At 64.3% G+C, this 22,172-nt stretch carries 11 protein-coding genes; 9 read left to right on the top strand and 2 right to left on the bottom strand.

Translation table 11 applies throughout. The features are described from left to right. Positions 1-53: 53 nt before the first annotated feature. From O3306_RS06035 to O3306_RS06000, 8 genes are all read left to right on the top strand, one after another. A complete protein-coding gene (locus O3306_RS06035) occupies positions 54-1,511 on the top strand; it encodes a hypothetical protein (RefSeq protein WP_272004562.1) in 1,458 nt (485 codons plus the stop codon). A gap of 293 nt (positions 1,512-1,804) precedes the next feature. After that, positions 1,805-8,287, top strand: coding sequence for a type I polyketide synthase (locus O3306_RS06030; protein WP_272004561.1), 6,483 nt, complete (start codon positions 1,805-1,807; stop codon positions 8,285-8,287). Between the two features lie 5 nt (positions 8,288-8,292). Beyond that, a complete protein-coding gene (locus O3306_RS06025) occupies positions 8,293-9,306 on the top strand; it encodes a glycosyltransferase family 2 protein (RefSeq protein ID WP_272004559.1) in 1,014 nt (337 codons plus the stop codon). Beyond that, positions 9,306-13,832 carry a MupA/Atu3671 family FMN-dependent luciferase-like monooxygenase gene (locus tag O3306_RS06020; protein WP_272004557.1) on the top strand — a complete coding sequence of 1,509 codons (4,527 nt, stop codon included), beginning with the start codon at positions 9,306-9,308 and terminating at the stop codon, positions 13,830-13,832. Before O3306_RS06025 ends, O3306_RS06020 begins: the two co-directional genes overlap by 1 nt. Then, positions 13,832-14,566, top strand: a complete 735-nt coding sequence (locus O3306_RS06015) for a 4'-phosphopantetheinyl transferase family protein (protein WP_272004555.1) — start codon at positions 13,832-13,834, stop codon at positions 14,564-14,566. Before O3306_RS06020 ends, O3306_RS06015 begins: the two co-directional genes overlap by 1 nt. A gap of 52 nt (positions 14,567-14,618) precedes the next feature. Then, a complete protein-coding gene (locus O3306_RS06010) occupies positions 14,619-15,566 on the top strand; it encodes a hypothetical protein (protein WP_272004553.1) in 948 nt (315 codons plus the stop codon). Next, positions 15,563-17,272, top strand: a complete 1,710-nt coding sequence (locus O3306_RS06005) for a hypothetical protein (protein WP_272004552.1) — start codon at positions 15,563-15,565, stop codon at positions 17,270-17,272. The genes O3306_RS06010 and O3306_RS06005 overlap by 4 nt, the downstream gene beginning before the upstream one ends. Beyond that, on the top strand, positions 17,269-18,096 hold the full coding sequence (locus tag O3306_RS06000; RefSeq protein WP_272004550.1) for a glycosyltransferase: 828 nt from the start codon (positions 17,269-17,271) through the stop codon (positions 18,094-18,096). Before O3306_RS06005 ends, O3306_RS06000 begins: the two co-directional genes overlap by 4 nt. 1 nt (position 18,097) lies before the next feature. Here the strand turns inward: O3306_RS06000 and O3306_RS05995 are convergent, their stop codons facing one another. Beyond that, the gene (locus O3306_RS05995; RefSeq protein WP_272004548.1) at positions 18,098-19,321 is read right to left on the bottom strand and encodes a glycosyltransferase; all 1,224 of its coding nucleotides are present in this window, start codon (positions 19,319-19,321) and stop codon (positions 18,098-18,100) included. A 213-nt stretch (positions 19,322-19,534) separates the two neighbouring features. Here O3306_RS05995 and O3306_RS05990 point away from each other — a divergent pair, with 213 nt between their 5' ends. After that, positions 19,535-20,896 (top strand): oligosaccharide flippase family protein, encoded by a 1,362-nt coding sequence (locus O3306_RS05990; protein ID WP_272004546.1) that lies wholly within the window; start codon positions 19,535-19,537, stop codon positions 20,894-20,896. A gap of 5 nt (positions 20,897-20,901) precedes the next feature. Here O3306_RS05990 and O3306_RS05985 read toward each other — a convergent pair whose 3' ends face one another. Further along, positions 20,902-22,164, bottom strand: coding sequence for a GumC family protein (locus O3306_RS05985; protein ID WP_272004544.1), 1,263 nt, complete (start codon positions 22,162-22,164; stop codon positions 20,902-20,904). Between the last annotated feature and the right edge of the window lie 8 nt (positions 22,165-22,172).

Here is a 22,172-nt window from a genome sequence, read left to right as displayed (position 1 = left end):
AGGCGGCAAGAGACCGCCCGGCCCTTGATGATCAGAGCAGACCGACAGACACGATGCCCAATGCCCTTGCCTATCTGATGCTGATGATCTGGCCGGCGGTCTGCGTCTTCCTGTTTCGGCGGGTGTCGCTGGAGAGGGCGATCATCTGGAGCATTCTCGGCGGCTATTTGCTGCTGCCGCAAGTGGCCAAATTCGATCTGCCGCTGGTCCCGGACATGACCAAGACGTCGATCCCGAATATCTGTGCCTTTATCCTGTGCGTCTTCGTCCTGAAAAAACCTGTCACCATCTGGCCCCGTAACTGGGCAATGCGTCTGTTGCTGACGGGGTTCGTGATCGGGGTGGTGCCGACGGTTCTGACCAATGGCGACGCGATCGTTTTCACCCTGTTGGGAGAGACCGCGCCCATCGTGTTTTCCACAGCCTCGCTGCCGGGCTTGGGCCTGCGTGACCTGCTGTCGGTCGTGATCAACCAGATCATCGTGGTGCTGCCATTTTTCCTCGCGCGCAACTACCTGTCCACCGATACGGGCCTGCGCGAGCTGCTCTATGCGCTGGTGATCGGTGCGCTGGTTTATTCGATTCCGGCGCTGATCGAAATCCGCCTGAGCCCGCAGATAAATATCTGGACCTATGGCTTCTTCCAGCACAGTTTCGAGCAGATGATGCGCGACGGCGGGTTCCGTCCTCTGGTGTTCCTGCCGCACGCATTGTGGCTGGCGTTCTTCGTGATGAGTGCCGCGATGGCAGCGCTGGCGCTGGGACGGCAGGCAGACGGCAGCGAGCGGGTCAGGTTCTACGCCTTTGCCGTTTACCTGCTGGTGCTGCTGGTGCTGTGCAAGAGCCTCGCCTCGATGCTCTATGCGCTATCGCTGGGGGCGCTGCTGCTGATCACCAATGCCAAGGTGCAGATACGCATCGCGCTGATCTTTGCGCTGATCGCGGTGATCTACCCGATGTTGCGCGAGCAGGGATTGATCCCCCTTGATGCGATCCTGAAACAGGCCGAAGCTTTCAACCCGGACCGGGCGCAATCGCTCGGCTACCGCTTTGACAATGAAGAAGCCCTGCTGGAGCGCGCCCATGAAAAGTGGCTGTTTGGCTGGGGCGGCTGGGGCCGTAACCTGGTGCATGACATGCAGACCGGTCAGATCCTCAGCATCCCGGATGGCTCGTGGATCATCGTCTTTGGCACGTTTGGCTGGGTGGGGTATATCAGCCAGATGGGCCTGCTGGGCGGGCCCTTGATCCTGTTGTGGTGGTCACTGCGCATGACCCCAGTGCGCGACGTCCCGCCCTATGTGGCGCCGCTGGCACTGTTGCTGGCGATCACGCTGATCGACATGTTGCTGAACGCGATCCTGACGCCTTACACATGGCTGATCGCCGGCGCGATCTTGGGGTGCAGCGAGCGGCTGAGTGTATCAAAGCCAAGGCGGGCGCCGCAGCCTGCGCCAACCCGTCGAACGGTGATGGGCGCGCCGGTCAAGCGCAGCAGGACGCCACTCTGAAACAACCGTCAGGGCCAAGGCCGGGGGCCAAGGTCAGGGAATTGCACAGAATCACCGCCGACCGGGGGATTGTTGAAGAAACGTGACCAATTTGTTTCCCGCTTGCGGTTTGTCGCCTGAAGCAGATCAACTACATTCTTTACATGGTCGTGAAAAATATAAATAAAGCAAAGTTTTAAGGTGGAAACTTAAACTAACAGCATTTGCATTGCTTCGTGATTTTTCCCGGCTTTGATAGTACATTGGCAGCCAGACAGCCGTGTTTTGTATCCTGTGGAGCTTCGACATCCGCCATGACCCAGCCCACCCCGAACAAGATGTCCGGTGATATTGCAATCGTCGGCATGGCGCTGACCGTGCCCGGGGCGGCCGATGTTGCCGCGTTCTGGCAAAACCTGCGCGCCGGCGTCGAGAGCATCGAGGTGCAGGACGAAGAGGCGCTGCTGGCGGCCGGTGAAGCGCCCGCGCGGATGCGCCAGAAGAATTACGTGCCGGTGGCGGCAAGGCTGGACGGGTTCGACACCTTTGATGCGGAATTTTTTGGCTTCGGCCCCAAGGAGGCGGCGATCCTTGATCCGCAGCACCGCAAGTTCCTGGAAGTCAGTTGGCAGGCGATGGAGCAGGCCGGACGCACACCCGCGCAGTTCCCCGGACGTATCGGCGTCTATGCGGGGTGCGGCATGGGCAGCTATTTCTATTTCAACATCTGCTCGAACCCAGATCTGGTGGATGATGTGGGCATGTTCCTGCTGCGCCATACCGGCAACGACAAGGATTTCCTCAGCACGCGGGTCAGCCATATTTTCGACCTCAAGGGGCCGAGCGTGAACATGCAGACCGCGTGTTCCACATCGTTGGTGGCGATCCATTATGCGCGTCAGGCGTTGATGACCGGCGAATGTGACATGGCGCTGGCGGGCGGTGTGACCATCGAACTGCCGCAGGGGCGTGGCTATCTCTTCAAGGAAAACGAGATCCTTTCGCCTGATGGGCATTGCCACGCCTTCGACCACCGCGCGCAAGGCACCGTTTTTGGCAGCGGCGCGGGCGCGGTTGCGCTGCGGCGGCTGGAGGATGCGGTCGCCGACGGTGATCAGATATGGGCGGTGATCAAGGGCTCGGCGATCAACAATGATGGCGGGGCCAAAGCCGGGTATCTGGCCCCCTCCGTCGATGGTCAGGCCGCCGCTGTGCGCGCCGCAATGGAAGATGCTGCCGTACCTGCCGAAAGCATCGGCTATGTCGAATGCCACGGCACAGGCACCTATCTGGGCGACCCGATCGAGGTGGCGGCGCTGACCGAGGCCTATCGCAGCCAGACCGACGCCAGCGGGTTCTGCGGCATCGGGTCGGTCAAGACCAATATCGGCCATCTCGACACGGCGGCAGGCGTCGTCAGTGTGATCAAGACGGCGCTGTCGCTGCACCACGCGCAAATCCCGCCCAGCCTGGGCTATGAGGCGCCGAACCCGGCGATCGAATTCGAGGATAGCCCGTTCCATGTGAACGCCACTCTCAGTGACTGGCCCGCAGGTCCTCACCCGCGCCGGGCGGCGGTCAATTCGCTGGGCGTCGGCGGCACCAACGCGCATGTGGTGCTGGAGCAGGCCCCGGAACGCGCGGCGTCGGACGAGTCTGACTTTCCGTTCCAGGTGCTCTGTGTGTCCGCCCGTAGCAAGGCGGCGCTGGACGCGAACGCCGCAGCCCTTGCCGCACATCTGCGCGCCAATCCTGATCAGCCCCTGGCCGATGTGGCCTGGACGCTGAAAGAGGGGCGTCACGGGTTCGACAAACGCCGCGTGCTGGTGGCCGAAACCGCCGAAGAGGCCGCGACTCTGCTGGAGGCGGGCGACCCGCAACGTGTCTTTACGCATGAGCGGTTGGGTGACGCGCCAGAGGCGGTGTTCATGTTCCCCGGTGGCGGGGCACAATATCCCGGCATGGCCCGCGATCTCTACGAGACAGAGCCGGTCTTTGCCGAATGGATGGACCGGGGGCTGGCGCATCTGGAACCGCAGCTGGATTATGACATCCGCGCGCTCTGGCTGCCCGAACCGGGGGAAGAGGCCACCGCCGCCGCGACGCTGAAAAAACCGTCGGTGCAACTGCCGCTGATCATGATCACTGAATACGCGCTGGCCCAGCTCTGGATCAGCTGGGGCGTGCGCCCGGCGGCGCTGGTTGGGCATTCGATGGGCGAAAACACCGCGGCCTGTCTTGCCGGGGTGATCGGGTTTGAGAATTGCATCGACCTGGTGTTGCTGCGCGGGCGGCTCTTTGACACCGTGCCCGCGGGCGGCATGTTGAGCGTCTCGTTATCGCGTGCAGAGCTTGAGCCGATGCTCGGCGATGATCTGGACATGGCCAGCGTGAATGCGCCGGGCCTTTGTGCGGTCTCCGGCCCGCAGGATCGGCTGCAAGCGCTACAGACGCAGCTGGATGCCAGCGGCATCGACTACAGCCGCATCGCCATCGATATCGCGGCGCATTCGCGCATGCTCGACCCCATTCTGAGCGATTTCCGCAGCTTCCTGCAAAAACTGACGCTGAGCGCGCCCAGCATTCCCTTTGCGTCGAACCGGACCGGAGCGATGATCACCGATGTGCAGGCGACCGATCCCGAATACTGGGTTCAGCAGTTGCGCAACACGGTGCATTTCGCCGATTGCATCGACATGCTCGGCGCGCGATCCGACCGCGTGTTCATCGAGGTCGGCCCGGGCAAGGCGCTGAGCTCATTGGCGCAGATGAGCGATGCGCTGAAACCGGGACAGGTGGTCAGCACACTGCGCCACCCGGATCAACAGATCGCCGACGATGCCTATTTTCTGGGTGTGATCGGGCGGCTTTGGGCCTGCGGGATCGAGGCGGACTGGGGCCAGATCTGGGGCGAGGCGCGGCGCAACACCGTTGTACTGCCCACCTACCAGTTCCAGCGCAGCCGCTATTTCATCGAACCCGGCAAGGCCGCGCAGGTAGCCGAACCGGCGTTGGCCCGGTCCGAGGATATGCGCGAATGGGGCTACCGCCCGGTGTGGAAGCCCAGCCTCGCCGCATGTGAGCTGGACGTGACCGAGGATCTGGGGACACCGCAGAACTGGCTGTTTTTCGAGGATGACGCGGGTATCGCCGCGCCTGTCATCGCGGCACTGCACGAGGCCGGGCATGGCGTCAGCACCGTGCGGTCGGGCGACAGCTTCCAGCGGCGTGGAGAGGATGCCTATATCCTGTCGCCCGAACAGGGGGCGGAAGGATACGAGGCGCTCTTGGCTGCATTGGCTGCCGATGGCCGTTTGCCGCAGCGGATTGCACATTTCTGGCTGGTAACGGCGGATTCGACGCACCGCCCCGGCAGCAGCTTCTACGACCGGAATATCGAGCACGGTTTTCTCAGCCTGATGCATCTGGCGCAGGCGATGGGTGGGGCAGAGATGCCGCAGCCCTGCCATCTGGACGTGGTCAGCAATGGCGCGGTTCAGGTGCGGGATGAGCCATTGCCCACCCCCGAGAAAGCCTGCGTTCTGGGCCCCGTAGGTGTGATCCCGCGCGAGTTTCCCGGTGTCACCGCTTCGCTGCTGGATATCGAATTACCGCCGCCCCCTGCGCGGCGGAGCCTGTTTTCTCGCAAAAGCGACGATATCGGCGTGCAGCACTCCCTTACAGAGCGGCTCTTGGAGGATCTGCTGGCAGAGCCCGAAAACCACGTTGTAGCCCTGCGTGGGGCCAAGCGGTTGGTGCGCTCGGTCAAGCCGGTTGCGTTGGATGCGGCTGCGGCTGCGCCGGGTTTCCGACCGGGCGGGACTTACCTGATCACCGGCGGTTTTGGTGGGATCGGGTTGAGTGTCGCACGCGATCTGGCCGAGAATTTTCAGGCCAACATCGTGCTTTTGTCGCGCGGCGCCGTGCCTGCACGTGCCGATTGGGACAGGCACGCCGCCGATAGCCGCACAGGCCGCAGGATCGCTGCGCTGCGCGAGATCGAGGCGCTTGGCGGGCAGGTGATGATCGCACAGGCGGATGTGACCGATATCAGCCAGATGGAAGGTGTTGCAGATGATATCGCCGCGCGTTTCGGCCCGCTGACAGGCATCATCCATGCCGCTGGCAGCATCGACGACGCGCCGATTCTGACCAAGGACGCCGCCAGCGTCGCGGGTGTCTTTGCCCCCAAGATAGGCGGCTTGCGGGTGCTGGATGCGGTGTTTCCCGACGGCAGTATCGAATTGATGGTGTTGTTTTCCTCCACCAGCACATGGACACAGCCCGCAGGTCAGATCGACTATGTGGCAGCCAATGCATATCTCGACGCCTATGCCGCCGCCCGAAGCAGTGGCCAGACCCGCGTTGTGGCGGTCGACTGGGGAGTGTGGAGCGATACCGGCATGGCGGCACAGGCGATGGCCGCCCGACTGGGCGCGGCGGAGGCGCCCGAGGCCCGAGCGCTGGACGCGCCGCTGCTCGACGAAACGTGGACCGATGCCGACGACAGGCAGCATTTTAGCGCCACGCTGTCGGCAACGGATGACTGGGTGCTGGCCGAACACCGCACCCGTACGGGCCAGATTCTGCTGCCCGGCACCGGTGTGATCGAACTGGCCGCAGAAACAATGGCCGGGCCACAGGGCTGGACCCCGTTCGAGATCAGCGATCTTTATTTCCTGCGCCCCATGGATGTGGCCGAAGGCGGAACGCGGCGGATCACCCTTACCCTGAGCGGCGATGCGTCAGAGCGACGGTTGGAGCTGCGCGGCGGCGTTACCCTCGATGGCCGTAGCGGCACGGTCCAGACGGCAGAGGCGCGGCTGGTGCCGCTCAACGGGTCTGCACCCGCCATCGACACCAACGCTATCACCGCGCGGTGCGGCGATGTGGCACCCGCACCTTTCGTCTCGCCGCAAGAGGCGCATCTCGATTTCGGCCCGCGCTGGCGGGTTGTGACCGAGGCGCGCTTTGGCGAGGGCGAAGGCATTGCACATCTGTCGCTGCCCGATGCGGCGCAGGGTGATCTGGTGGCGGGGTACCTCGCACATCCGGCCTTGATGGATCTGGCGACCGGCTGGGCGATTGCGCTGCACCGTGCCTATGATCCGGCGCAACTCTGGGTGCCTGCGGGCTACGGGATGGTGCGGCTTTATGCGCCACTTCCCGCGCAACTGATCAGTTGGGTCCGACTGAACCCGGCGGCAGAGGGTGGCACCGCGATCTTCGACATTTCTCTGGCGACGCCAGAGGGCAAGGTTGTTGCCGATATCCGCGCGTTCCAGATGCGCCGCCTCGACAATTCGGCGCTGACCGGGATGCCTGCACTGGCCGCACGCGATGTGCAATTCGATGATGCGGGTGCCGAGGTGGCGCCGCTGTCGCCTGCCGAGGCGCGTCTGATGCATAATATCTCGCTGGGTATCCGCGCCGAAGAGGGGCCGGAGGCCCTGCGCCGGGCGATTGCCCTGGGGCAGAGCCAGATTGTCATCTCGTCGCTGAACTTGCCCGCGTTGATCGATCAGGCAGGCCAGCAAGACACCGTAAGCACGCAGGGCGGCACCAGCTTTGAGCGGCCCGATCTGGACAGCGCATTCGTCGAACCCGCACCGGGGATCGAGACCGCGCTGGCGGCCGTCTGGTCAGGTCTGCTGGGGGTGGCGGAAGTCGGGGCCGACGACAGTTTCTTTGATCTCGGCGGGCATTCACTGCTGGCGGTGCGGTTCTTTGCTCAGGTCAAGCGCGACTACGGCGTGCAATTTCCGATTTCAGTGCTGTTCGAGGCCCCGACGGTTGCCGCGCTGGCCCAGAGGATCGCGGCAGAGACCGGGAGGGATGTGGCGGCCGAGGACGGGCCGCAAGGCGCAGACAAGGCCACCCCCGCAGCGCCGGTCCGCCGTCATCTGGTGGCATTGCATCCCGATATGTCCGGCGGCAAGACACCGTTTTTCATCGTGGCGGGCATGTTCGGCAACGTTCTGAACCTGCGGCATCTGGCCCTGCTGATGGGGCGCGAACGGCCCATCTGGGGCTTGCAGGCGCGCGGGCTGATTGGCGACGAGGCGCCACATGCGACCATCGCAGAGGCGGCCCGTGACTACATCGCCGAGATCCGCAATGTTCAGCCGGACGGCCCGTACTACATTGGGGGATTTTCGGGTGGCGGGATCACCGCGCTTGAAATGGCCCAACAGTTGAAAGATGCGGGGCAGGAGGTACGGCTTCTGGCGATGCTGGACACGCCATTGCCGGTGCGTCCGGCCTTGAGCCGCCGCGACAAGGCCCTGATCAAACTGGCCGAACTGCGCCGCAAGGGGCCGGGTTACCTGCTGGACTGGGCCAAATCCCGGATCGCCTGGGAACTGGCCAAGCGGCGCGGCGATCACCCTGCGAGCGTGGGCGATACCGGCAGTTTCAACAACGCCGAAATCGAAGCGGCGTTTCGTCAGGCCGTTGCCGCGTATCAGGTCAAACCCTGGCACGGGCCGCTGACGCTCTTCCGACCGAAGCTCGACCGGCGTTGGAAAGTGTCGAACGGCAATTGGGTCAGCGCCGCGCGCGAATACGTGTTTGCCGACAACCAATGGACCCAGCACGCGCCACGCACACAGGTGATCGAAGTTCCGGGCGATCATGACAGCATGGTGCTGGTGCCCAATGTCAGCGTTCTGGCCAAGCATCTGGGCGCGCTGGCTCGCGCTGCTGATGCCTTGATGGTCGAGTCCTCGGACCCTGCCGGAACGCCCCATGATGATACGCCAGCGCCCGATTGGGCGCGTTGCACAGCTGCAGAGTGATCGCGATGACCGAACCCACCGTCCTGACCATCGTGCTGAACTACCGCACGCCCGAAATGACCATCAAGGCCACCGCCGCCGCCCTGCGCGAAATGCGCGACATCAAGGGCGAGATCATCGTGGTCGACAATGATTCCGGCGATGACAGCTGCGCGCTGATTTCCGATGCGATCGAGCGTAATGGCTGGGGCGCTGAGGGGCGCGTCAGGCTGAAACAGTCGGGGCGCAATGGCGGCTTCGGTGCGGGTAACAACATTGGCATCCGTCACGGGCTGAGCAACGGTGCGGTGCCTGATTTCTACTATATCCTCAATTCCGACGCCTGGCCGGAGCCCGGCGCTATCCGGGAGTTGCTGAAGGCGCTGCAGGACGATGCGCGCGCGGGCATCGCCGGCAGTTACATCCGGGGTGTGGACGGTGTGCCGCACGAAACCGCATTTCGCTTTCCCTCTATCGCGGGAGAATTCGAAGGCGCGGTGCGCACCGGTGTCGTCTCGCGCCTGCTGAAACACAGCATCGTGCCGCTGCCGATCCCCACTGAACTGAGCCGGGTGGACTGGGTCGCGGGGGCCTCGGCGCTGATGCGCCACCGGATGTTGGAGGAAATCGGCCTCTTTGATGAGACGTTTTTCCTCTATTACGAGGAAACCGACCTTTGCCGCCGGGCGGCGCTGGCGGGGTGGCACACGCTCTATGTGCCGACCAGCGAGGTCGTGCATGTCGGCTCGGTCTCGACAGGGATGAAGACCTGGGCGCGCACGCCGCACTACTGGTTCGACTCGCGACATCACTACTTTGTCAAGAACCACGGGCGCGCCTATGCGGTGGGCGCCACGCTGGCGCGGATCGCGGGGGCGGCGCTGTGGCGGGCGCGGGTCATGCTGTCCGGCAAATCCTTGGGCGACCCGCCGCATTTCCTGCGCGATCTGACCCTGCACGCGTTGCGCGACCCGCTGCGCCGCAAGGCAGCCCAAACACCCGCCCCATTGCCCCGGCTGGCCACAAAGGATGTTAAATGATGTCTGGTTTTTCCTGTATTCTGGTTGGTGATGAGACGCTTCTGGTTGGCTGCGGTGACCAGTTGATCGAACGCGGCGCGCAGGTGCATGTGGTGGCAACTCGCGATGCTGATGTGCGCGCCTGGGCCGAGGGGCACGGCATACCCGTGGTGCGCCGGATCACCGAGATCAAGGATCTGGTTGCCGCCGGTTCGGTGGATTGGTTGCTGAGCATCGCGAACTTGCGGATCCTCCCCGAGGACGTACTGGCACTGCCCGCGCGTGGCGCGGTCAACTTTCACGATGGTCCGCTGCCTGAAATGGCCGGTCTGAATACACCAGTCTGGGCGCTGCTGCAGGGTGCGCAGACCCACGGGATCACCTGGCATCACATGACGGGCGGCATCGACGACGGCGATATCCTGCTCCAGCGCCGGTTCGACATCCTGCCCGACGACACGGCACACTCGCTTAACGCGCGCTGCTATGCCGAGGCGATGGACAGTTTCGGCGCAGTGATGGACGAGCTTGCCTCGGACGCACCTGCGCGCCTGCCGCAGGATACCGAGGGCAGGCAGTATTTCGGGCTGGACGCACGCCCGCATCTGGCCGGCCATCTGGATTTTGCGCGCCCCGAGCAGGACTTGCTCAACCTTGTTCGCGCGCTCGATTTCAGCCCCTACCGGAACCCTGTGACGACGCCCAAGCTGGCCTTGCCCGACACCGTGCTGGCGGTCGGTGCGGCAGAGCGTGTCGAGGGCACAGGTCAGCCCGGTAAGGTTCTGGCGGTGACAGAGGATGGCATCACCGTGGCGGCGCAGGACGGTGCGCTGCGGTTGACCGGTTTGCGGGACATGGCAGGGCACCGCGTTGATGCGCGCACGCTGATTGACGTTGCTGGGCAAGTGTCAGTGCCGTCATGTGCCGATGATCTGAATGCCGTGATGAAGGTGCTGGCCCGGGAAGAAGATCACTGGCGCGCACGCCTTGCGGAGTTGCAGCCCATCGAGGTCCCGCTGGCAGCCGAACCGCGTGCGGAGGCGGATTATCTGCAGGTCGAGATCGCAGTAGATACTGCGCTGGACCGGGCGGGACGGATCGCGGCGATAGCCGACTGGGCCGTATCCGGGGCAGGGCTGTCGGCGGGCGATATTGCATATCACAGCCCCGCGCTGCAGACTCTTGGCGATCTTGGGACCTATGTCATGCCGTGGCTGCCGCTGCGCAGCGGCAGCGCCGAAGAGATCGCCGGGCAACTGGCCAAGCTGGATGCGCGCGGTGGGTTTGCCCGCGATATCGTGCTGCGCGACCCCGCACTGAGCGATCTGGCGATGCCACAGGTTGCGATCAGCGATGCAGGCCCATTGCTGGGCGCGGCGATCACGGCAGAGCCGGGCGAGACTGGCCGCATGGTCCTGCATTTCGATCAGGCACGACTGAGTGACGCGGCGATTTCGCTGTTGCGCGACCGGCTTGAGGCGGCTCTGGGCGGGCGGGATGCCCGCAGTGTTGACGCGGCGCGGATCGCGGAATGGAACGCCACGGACACGCCGTTACCCGCAGTCCAGACCATACACCGCGCGTTCGAGGCACAGGCCGCGAAGACGCCCGATGCGGTGGCGCTGATCTATGAGGCCGAGACGCTGACCTATGCAGCACTTGATGCGCGCGCCAACGCGGTTGCGGCGACGTTGGTCGCGGCGGGTGTGCGGCCGGGCGTGAATGTGGGTCTCTGCCTGCGGCGTGGGCCGGGGCTGTTGATCGGGGCACTGGCGATCCTCAAGGCAGGCGGCGCCTATCTGCCGCTTGATCCTGATTATCCGGCGGACCGGCTACAGCATTGTCTGACTGACAGCGCCGCGTCCGTGATCCTGACCGAGGCAGCGCTTGCGGCTGGCCTGCCAAAAACCGATGCGGCCGTGATCACGCTTGAGCAGGCCCCCGGCATGCTGGCCGAAACGGTAGATGGTGGGGCGGGGCCGGGCGATCTGGCCTATCTGATCTACACCTCCGGCTCTACCGGCCTGCCCAAGGGCGTGATGGTCGAGCACGCACAAGTCGCCAACTTCTTTACCGGCATGGACGCGCATATCACCCATAGCGAAGGCGACACATGGCTGGCGGTGACCAGTCTGGCCTTTGATATCTCGGTGCTGGAGCTGTTCTATACCCTTGCGCGCGGCTTCCGCGTCGTGATCACCGGGGACGAGAACCGCGCGGCGGTCAGCGGCGGTGCGATCCCGGTCTCGGACAAGGGCATGGCGTTCGGCCTCTACTACTGGGGCAATGATGATGGGGCCGGGCCAAAGAAATATGAGCTGCTGATGGAGGGCGCGAAATTCGCGGATCAACACGGGTTCACGTCGCTCTGGACGCCGGAACGGCATTTCCACGCCTTTGGCGGCCCCTATCCGAACCCTGCGGTGACCGGCGCGGCCGTTGCCGCCGTGACCCGGAACCTGAGCGTGCGGGCGGGCAGCTGTGTCGCACCGCTGCACCATCCCGCGCGTATCGCCGAGGAATGGGCGGTGATCGACAACCTGACCAATGGCCGCGCGGGCATCGCCTTTGCCTCTGGCTGGCAGCCCGACGATTTCATCCTGCGCCCGGAGAATACGCCACCGCAGAACAAGCCCGCGCTCTATGAAACGCTGAAGACGGTGCGCGCCCTTTGGCGTGGTGAAGAGGTCGGGTTTACCACGGCCAAGGGCGACGCGCATGTCGTGCTGACGCAACCGCGCCCGGTATCGCGCGAATTGCCCGTATGGGTCACGACGGCGGGCAACCCGGCAACATGGCGCGAGGCCGGAGAGCTAGGCGCGAATGTGCTGACGCATCTTCTGGGGCAGAGTATCGAGGAAGTGAAAGACAAGATCGAGATCTATCACGCCGCTCTGCGCGAGGCGGGCCATGACCCCGAGGATTTCCAGGTCACGCTGATGCTGCACACCTATCTCGCCGAAGACCGCGAGACCGCGCGGCGCATCGCGCGCGAGCCGATGAAGGATTATCTGCGCAGTGCGGCGGGCCTGATCAAGCAATATGCCTGGGCCTTCCCGGCCTTCAAACGGCCCAAAGGCGTGAAGAATGCCTTCGAGATGGACCTCGGTTCGCTGGAAGAGGACGAACTGGAGGCGATCCTTGATTTCGCATTCGAGCGGTATTTCGAGGATGCGGGCCTGTTCGGCACCGTCGAGGATGGCGTGGCGCGCACCGAAGAGCTCAAGGCGATCGGCGTGACCGAGATTGCCTGCCTGATCGACTACGGGATTGATCCAGCCACCGTGCTGGAAGGGTTGAAGCCGCTGGCCGAAGTGCTGCGGCGAGCGAACACGCCGGTCACCCTGGAAGAGGATGACTTCTCGATTGCGGCACAGATCGTGCGCCATGGCGTGACCCATCTGCAATGCACGCCCAGCATGGCGCGGATCATGGCGATGAACCCCGAGGCGCGTAGCGCGTTGGGCCGCATCCGCCACCTGCATGTCGGCGGCGAGGCGCTGCCGAACGATTTGGTGCGTGAACTGCGCGCCGCGACCAAAGCTGAAATCCTCAACATGTATGGCCCGACCGAGACTACGATCTGGTCCTCGGTTGCGCGCGTCGATGCCGAACCTGCCACCCTGGCGGGGATCGGGGCACCGATTGCCAACACCGAAATGCATGTTCTGGACGCAAGCGGCGCGCCGGTGCCTATCGGCGTGCCGGGCAATCTCTGGATCGGGGGTGCCGGGGTGGCGCGCGGCTATTGGCAGCGTGACGACCTGACCGCCGAACGGTTCCGCTGCGTTCCCGCCAGCGGCAGCGATGCGCGCCTCTACGATACCGGCGATATGGTGGCATGGTTGCCCGATGGGACGCTGCGCTTCGTCGGGCGCGCCGACAATCAGGTCAAGATTCGCGGCCAGCGGATCGAGCTGGGCGAGATCGAAGCCTGCCTCAGCTCGGTGGGCGGAGTGACCGAGGCCGTCGTGGTGGCGCGAACCGGCAAGGGCGGCGATGTGCGGCTGACGGGGTATTTCACCGGCCCCGCCACCGTGCCAGAGGCGCTGCTGCGCAGTCACCTGCAACGCCATCTGCCCGAGGTGATGGTGCCCGCGCATCTGGTGCAGATCGACCGCTTTCCGTTGACGCCCAACAAGAAAATCGACCGGAACGCGCTGCCAGAACCGGAACTGTCGGCAAAACCGCCACAGGCCGCCAATACCGGGGCGGCACCGGTGTCGGAGATCGGGCGGATCGTGGCAGGTGTCTGGAGCGCCATTCTCGGCGTGCCGAATATTGGCGCGCGAGATAACTTCTTTGATCTCGGGGGGCATTCGCTGTTGGCAGTGCAGGCGCACCGCGACATTCGCAGCCAGATCGGCGGCCGGCGGCTGACGATCACCGATATCTTCCGCTTCCCGGTCTTTGGCGATCTGGTGTCACATCTCGAAGCGTCCGGCGGGCCTGTGTCTGCGCCCGAGCCTGCGCCGAAGGACGCGCCCGACCGCGCGGCCACGATGTCGAAACGCCGCGCGATGCGCGCCGGACGGGGGGCGAAATAATGATGCCGGTCAATGCTTTGCCCTTTGAGCCCGCGCGCGCAGACCTGTCATTGGAGGCGGCAGTACGGCTGATGCTCGGCCCGCGCGTCGCCGTTTCGGTCACCGATCCGCGCGCGCCGGATGCGGTTCTCTGGCCAGCCGAAGCGGTTGCAATCACGCGCGCCACCCCGGCGCGCAAGGCCGAGTTTGCTGCGGGACGTGCGGCGGCGCGCAGCGCGATGCAGGCGTTGGGTCATCCACCGCAGGCGGTTCTGAGCGGCGCAGATCGTGCACCTATCTGGCCGGACGGGTTGACCGGCAGTATCAGCCATACGGGCGATACCTGCATCGCGGCAATGGCCGAGGTCAGCGCGTTGCGCAGCATCGGTGTCGATATCGAGGAGGACAGCCCGCTGGAGGCCGACTTGATCCCGCATGTGTGTACCCTGGCCGAACGCGCCTGGCTCGCGACCCAGCCAGAAGCAGACCGTGGCCCGCTGGCCAAGCTGATCTTCTCGGCCAAGGAATGCGCCTACAAGTGCCAATACGTCGTGACCCGCACGCTCATCGACTTTGCCGCGCTGGAGATCACACCCGATCTGGACACTGGCCAGTTCGAAGCAACGTTTACCTGCGATGTTGCACCGATCACGGCGGGCACCCGTCTTCATGGGCGGTTCGCATTGCTGCCCGGTCTGATCGTCACGGCAATGGGCCTCTCGCGCAGCCCGCGCTGGACAATACAGGGTCAATGAGAATGTTTCGACGCAGGGGCGGCGGTGCTGGTGATGTGATATGCGTAATCGAATGACGGTATGGACTCTCCTTGGCCTGCTGGCGCTAGCAATTACGCTGGTGGCAAGCTGGGCATTTCTGCGCGGCAAGGGGCCGTCGGCCGAAGTGGTTTCGGCCGCCTATGCAGCACCGTTGCCCGCACCCGAAGCACCGTTGCGGGTGTTCCACCTCGGGCACAGCCTGGTGGGCCGCGATATGCCCGCGATGCTGGCACAATTGGCAGGTGACGGTCACCGCTACGAAAGCCAGCTGGGCTGGGGCACGTCGCTCAAGGAACACTGGGAACCGGGCCAGCCGATCAACGGGTTCGAGGCCGAGAACGACCATCCGCGATACCGAGATGCGCGCGAGGCGATTGGCTCGGGCGATTACGACGCGGTGGTGCTGACCGAGATGGTCGAAATCCGGGATGCGATCAAGTACCACGACAGCGCCCGCTACCTGCGCAAATGGGCAGCCCTTGCGCGGCAGGCAGATCCGGCGCCGCGTCTCTATCTGTACGAAAGCTGGCACCATCTCGATGACCCCAAGGGCTGGCTGGCGCGGCTGGATATGGATCTGGGGCAATACTGGGAGGATGAACTGCTGTTGCGCGATCTGGAGGCCGGCGCGGACTATCCACCGATGCGGGTCATTCCCGCGGGTCAGGTGCTGGCGCATTTCGTGCGCAGCGTCGAAACGATGGGCGGGCTGGAAAATGTGCAGACCCGCGAGGACCTCTTTCAGAGGCGCGAGGATGGCAGTCTTGATACGATCCATGTGAACGATCTGGGGGCCTACCTGGTGGCGCTCACGCATTATGCGGTCCTTTATCACCGTTCGCCGTTGGGATTGCCGTATCAATTGCAGCGCGCGGATGGCAGTGCGGCAGAGCCGCCGGGCCCGCAGGTCGCGGAACTGATGCAGAAAACCGTTTGGGAGGTCGTCTCGCACTATCCAAAGACGGGCGTGGCGCCATGAGCGTGACGCTGACACGGCGCGGCTTTGGTGCGCTGACCTTTGGCCCGTTGGCCATGGCGGCGCTGCCGGGCTGGGCGCAGGGTGCCGCGCGCCCCATCGCGATGAACCTCGCGTCTGTGACCGACTGGGCGACACAGCAACCTTTCCTCGATATCATGAAAACCGCGCGGCGCTGGATCGGGCATCGCCCCGGCCAATGGGGCGGCGTCGAGTTCGACACCTTGGCCGCCCTCGGCCTGCTGGACGACGATGGCTGGCCGGTGCGCATTCCGTCCGATCTGGGCTCGATCGGGACGCTCATCCTGACCGATATTCCCGAGGCCGCCGATCTGGCCGGGCGCTATGTGCTGCGGTTTGACGGCGACGGCATCGTCGAAGTGAGCGGGCGGGCCAGGAACAAGCGGTATGGCAAGAACAAGGTCAGCTTTGACTACACGCCCGGACCGGGGCCGGTCGAGATCCGCATTCAGCGCAGCGACCGGCGCGGCAGCGGCGATTACGTCCGCAACATCACCGTCACGCGGCAAGAGGACCGGGCCGCATTGGCGGCGGGCGGGGTCTTTCGCCCCGGATTTCTGGATATGCTGCGCGGCGTGGCTGCGTTGCGTTTCATGGATTGGATGAACACCAACGATTCCGAGCAGGTTGACTGGAATACGCGCCCAAGGCCCGGCGATTTTTCCTATACGCGCGGCGGCGTCCCTATCGAGGTGATGGTTGATCTGGCCAACTCGCTGGAGGCGGACGCGTGGTTCAACATGCCGCATCTGGCTGATGATGCCTATGTCCGCAGCTTTGCCGAACTGGTGAAGGCGCGGCTTGACCCGGCGCGCCGGGTCTATGTGGAGCACTCCAACGAAGTCTGGAACTGGCAATTCCTTCAGACCGATTGGAGCGATGCCCAGGCCGAAGCGCGTTGGGGGCAGCAACATCGCGGTATGCAATTCCACGGCATGCGCGCGGCGCAGGTCGCGCAGATCTGGGCGCAGGTGTTCAGCGGCGCGGATCGCAAACGGCTGATCAACGTGATCGCGACCCAGACCGGCTGGCTGGGGCTGGAGCGCGACATTCTGGGGGCGCCGCTCTATGTGGCCGAAGACCCCGCGCAGAACCGCCCGCCGCACGAGGCGTTCGATGCCTATGCCGTCACCGGCTATTTCGGCCATTCGCTGGGCACCGACCAGTTTGGAGATCTGATGCATGACTGGCTGGAACAGAGCCGCGCCGCAGCCGAGGCAGAGGCCACCGAGCAGGGCCTGACGGGCGCCGCGCTGGCAGATTACATCGAAGTGCACAGGCATGATGCTGCGGTTGTGCTCGCGGCAAAGGAATTGCGAGATGGCAGCGTCACCGGAGATGCGGTGGATTCGGTTGCCGACCTGCTGGACCGGGTGCTGCCCTATCATGCGGCTGTCGCTGCCGAGCATGGGCTGCAATTGCTGATGTATGAGGGCGGCAGCCACGTGGTCGGCATTGGTGGACAGGTCAATGACGAGGCACTGACCGCGTTTTTCACCTATCTGAATTACACGTCGCAAATGGGCGCGCTCTATGATGAGCTGCTGGCGGGGTGGTTCGCCCTGACGGGTGGAATATTTTGCCATTACGCGGACATGCAAGCGCCGGGCAAATGGGGTAGCTGGGGGGCTTTACGCTATCCCGGTGATGCAAATCCGCGTTGGGATGCCATCGCCAGGCTGTTATGAGCGCGTCGCGCGCCGCCAGCGTGATCGTGCCCGCCCATAACGAGGCAGGCTACCTCGCCGATTGCCTGCATGCGGTGCTGGCCTCGGATCTGGGTGATGCCCAGATCGAGATACTGCTCGTCGCCAATGGCTGCACGGACGATACCGCACGGATCGCGAGAGATATCGGCGTGCGCGCGGCGGTTCCCCTGCATGTGATCGAGACGCCGCAGGGTGGCAAGCTGCATGCGCTGCGACTGGGGGATCAGGCGGCGCTCTACGGCACGCGCATCTATCTTGATGCGGATGTGCTGGTGACTGCTGGGCTGATCGCGGGCCTGATCGGCGCGTTGGCGGACGATGCCCCGCGTTATGCCAGCGGCGTGCCCTGCATCGCACCCGCCCGCAGTGCCGTGACACGGGCCTATGCGCGGTTCTGGAAGACGTTGCCTTTCGTGCGGCAAATCGCTCCGGGCTTCGGTCTCTTCGCAGTGAACGCGGCCGGGCGTGAGCGTTGGGGAGACTGGCCACAGATCGTTTCGGACGATACTTTCGTACGGTTGCACTTTGCGCCGTCAGAGCGGCTGCGCGTCGCCCACGGCTATAGCTGGCCGATGGTCGAGGGGTTCGGCAATCTGGTGCGGGTCCGGCGGCGGCAGGATCGCGGGGTGGCCGAAATCGCCGCGCGCTATCCGCAGTTGTTGCGCAATGACGACAAGGGCGGCGTGGGGGCCGCCGGGCTGGCGCGCCGGGCGCTGCGCGACCCGCTGGGCTTCGCGGTTTATGGCGGTGTCGCGCTGGCGACGAAACTGCCGGGGCAGGGCGGTTGGGTGCGCGGGCGCTGAGCTAGACAGACTCTGCGCGCGGCAAGGCGGCCTCCCGGATCGCTGCCGCAAGTTTGGCCGCCTCACCTTCGACATCATGGCGTGCCAGCACACGGTTGCGGCCTGCCGCACCCATTTTGGCCCGGTCTGCCGGGGAAAGCCGCGCCAAAGCCTCTGCCGCAGTCACCAGTGCCGCCACATTGCCCGCCGGCACCAGCCAGCCGGTCTTGCCGTCCTGCACCAGTTCGGGCGTGCCCGCGATATAGGTGGCGATCACCGGGCGCGCGGCGGCCATGGCCTCCATCACTACCATCGGCAGACCTTCGGCAAAGCTGGGCATGATCAGCGCGTGACACTCCGCCAACGCGCCGCGCACACCGGCCTCGTCGAGCCATCCGGTAAACGTCACGGCGTCGCCCAGACCTGCTTGCTGAACCGCATGTTCAAGCGCGTGGCGCATCGGGCCATCGCCGATCAACGTCAGGTGAGCATCCGGGTGCCGCTGGACCAGTTCGGCCAATGCCGGGACCAAAACCATCTGGCCTTTCTGTTCGACAAAGCGGCCAATCGCGACGAGGGACAGGCCGCTCTCTGGCATCGGCGCCGGGTCGGCAAAGCGGGCAGGCTCAATCCCGCAATGTATGACCTTGATCCGGTTCCAATGGTCGAAATCCACCCAGCGGCACAGCTGGCTGCGGCCGAACTGGCTGATGGCGACGGTGAAGGCCGAATGTCTGATCTTCAGGCCCAGCGAGAGCGCGCGCGGGGCATCGAACTCTTCCGGGCCGTGTACGGTGAACGAGTAGCGCGGCCCGCCCAGCATGTGCGACAGCATCGCAACGGTGGCCGCGTTTGTGCCGAAATGCGCGTGGGCATGCGTCACACCCTCGGCCTCGCAGCGGCGCGCGACATAGGCGGCTTCGGCGAGGTAAACGAGGTGGCGCAGGCGACCGACCTCTGATGCGGCCCCCATCCGCCACGCTTGTCGTAGGGCGGCCAGCATGGCACCCGGACGCGCGATTCCGACGCGCAGCAACGCTGCCAGCAGGCCAGTCGCGCCCGCGCGCAACACATAATGAGTTTTTTTGGCCTCGGCACGGTCCAGCGCGTCGACCAGTGGCACGTCAGCGGCGCGCATGGCCAGCCGGATGATCTCGAATCCGTGCCGTTCGAGCGCGTGTAGCTCGCGCCGGATAAAGCTGTGCGAAGGTTGCGGATATGTGTTGAGGATGTAGGCAATTTTCACGGGCGACGGTTCCGGCTTGGTGTGCGCCCGAGGTTAGGCGCAGCGCGGCAAAAGGGAAAGCGCGGGAAACGCGATTTGCCGCGCTCCGCGTACGATATGGCACAGTCGCCGTTTCGATCGCGCTGACCCGGCTCCGGCTGATTGACCGGCGGGCGCGGGCGGCATAGCGTGCGATCAGGCAGGATCGGCTGCGGAACATGGAATAGCGGCGCGATGAAACGTCTGATCAAGGTAATGAGCGGTAATCAATTAACTGCGCGCATCCTGCGCAGCACATCCTGGGTGCTGGTCGGGTTTGGCGGCGCGCAGGTGATCCGGCTGGCGTCGAACCTGATCCTGACGCGTATCCTGTTCCCCGAGGCCTTCGGGTTGATGGCGTTGGTCACGGTGATCACCGTGGGGCTGATGATGTTCTCGGACGTGGGAATCGGCCCGAGCATTAGCCAGAGCAAACGCGGCGATGATCCGGCGTTCCTGAACACCGCTTGGACCATTCAGGCGATGCGAGGGCTCACGCTCTGGGTGATCACGCTGCTCTTGGCCTGGCCGATGGCACAGTTTTACGATCAACCGGATCTGGCGATCTACCTGCCGGTCGCGGGGCTGGCTCTGGTGATCTCCGGCCTGCTCCCGACGCGGATCGAGACCGCACGCCGGCATCTGATCTTTGGACGTCTGACGATCCTTGACCTGATTTCTCAACTGATCGGGCTGAGCCTGATGGTGATCCTGGCCCTTATCACGCATTCGGTGATGGCGCTGGTTCTGGGGGGGATGTTCAGCGCGGCCACCAAGCTGATCCTGACATGGCGCTATCTGCCCGGTGCGCCCAACCGGTTCCAGCTGGAGCGCGAGGCGGTGAACGAGCAGGTGCATTTCGGCAAGTGGATATTTCTCAGTACGGCGTTCACCTTTGTCAGTTCGCAAGGTGACAAGGCGATCCTGGGCAAGTTGCTGACACTGGGGGTTCTGGGCGTCTACAATATCGGTTTTTTCCTTGCCAGCTTTCCGATCATGCTGGGCATGACGATGGCGCACCAGTTGATGATCCCGATCTATCGTGACCGTCCGCCGGGGGCCTCGCCCGGCAATCGGGCACAGTTGCGCAAGATGCGGTTGTTCATGTCCGGCGGGCTGTTTGCAATGTTAGGCTTCATGAGCTTCGCCGGGCCGTGGCTGGTCGATCTGCTCTATGATGACCGCTACGAACAGGCGGGCGCGATGATCGTGCTGATGGCCTGTGCTTTCCTTCCGCAGGTCATCGGGCTCAGCTATGACCGCGCGGCGCTGGCGGCCGGGGATTCGCGCGGTGCGTTCATCTTTTCGGGCATTCGCTCACTGGTGCAGATGGTGTTGCTGTATGTGGGGTTCACCACATACGGGCTGATCGGCGGCCTGGTCTCTTACGGGATCGCGATGGTGCTGGTGCATCCGGTGCTGATTGCGCTCGCGCTGCGGCACCAGGCGTGGGATGCCGCGCATGACGTGGGCTTTGCCGTGCTGGCGCTGGTGATAACCGTCGTGGCGGTCTGGCTGCATGGTGATGCAATCGTGGCGCTGGCAGCGATCAGGTAGCGCGTTCAGGACTGCCCGGGCGGGCGGCCCCCAAGATGCGATAATCTGCGACGCCACGATCCCTTGCGCCGAACCGGTTTCATCTCGGGGATCGAAATGACCGGGCGCAGGCCGAGCTCGCGCTCCATCTGCGCGGCAGAGCGGATCACCGGATGGCGCAGATCCAGCGCGAAGGCCACGCCGAGGCCCAGCAGCAGGCTGGCCGCCGCGCCAAGAACCACGATCTGCTTGCGGGCGGTGGTAAAGGGATATTCCGGCAGCGGCGCGGGCTCTAGCACGGTCAGGCGCTCGGACTGGCGCTGCGTCTCAAGCTGCAGGCCGATCTGAGCCTCTTTGCGCCGGGCACTGACCTGTTGCAACTGGGCGCGCAGATCGGTCAATTGGCGGGTGTATTCGGCCAGTTGCAGGTCCAGTTCCGGCGTGCCGACGAGGCTGTCGTTTAAGCGCTCCAGCGTGCGCGCCAGCAGTGCGCGCTCGGCTTCAAGGCCCTGCAGTTCCAGCATGTCGGCTTCGCGTTGGCGTTTCTCGATCCGGGTGTTGGCGGGGGCGGCGATCTGGCGCTGCAAGGTCAACATCTTGCGGTCGATGTTCAGAATCGCCTCGGTCACGGTTTCGGCTTCGCGCTGTGCCGCTTCTATATTGCCGGGGGTGGCAATGTCGTTCTCGGTGCGAAAGCGCGAGATGTCGGCCTCGAGCGTTTCGATCTCGGAGCGGACCGCCGCTTCCTGAAGCTCGAAGAAGGCAAGTGTCTCGCGGGCCTGTTCCAGTCGGGAACTAATGCTGAGCGCGATGGTCCGTTGTGAAAACTCGTGCGCGATTTGCTGGGCGCCATCCGCACTGGGCCAATTCGCGGTGATCCGCAGCAGCGAAACGGTGCCGTCGTCGCTATAGCCCTCGCGCGCGGCGGCAACCCCTTCGAGCGAGACCGCGCGGCGGATCAGACCGACCTTGTCAGCGTCAGACATGCCTTCTGCATCGGCGAAAAGCCCCAGCTTCTCGATCAGTTCCAGCACGCCACCCCGTGACATTACCTGTTGCTCGATCATTTGCAGGCGGCGGGCCGAGGATCCGCTGATGGTGGACGGTGCCAGTTCCGCATCTATCTTCGGGCTCTGGACCTGCAGGACCTCGGACGAGGTGTAGAGGTGCTGTTTTGAAAGAGCGTAGAAAAATGACAGGGCGGATCCGATCAGGAAAACAGCAATGATCGTCACGATGCGGCGGCGCACCATGTCAATCGCGTCTGCAATCGAAAAAATCGATCCCATATAGTTGC

It is taken from the genome of Roseovarius sp. ZX-A-9 (assembly GCF_028369135.1).
Lineage (GTDB): Bacteria > Pseudomonadota > Alphaproteobacteria > Rhodobacterales > Rhodobacteraceae > Roseovarius.
The sequence above is the reverse complement of the archived record's forward strand: the minus strand, read 5'-3'. Positions and strand labels throughout refer to the sequence as shown.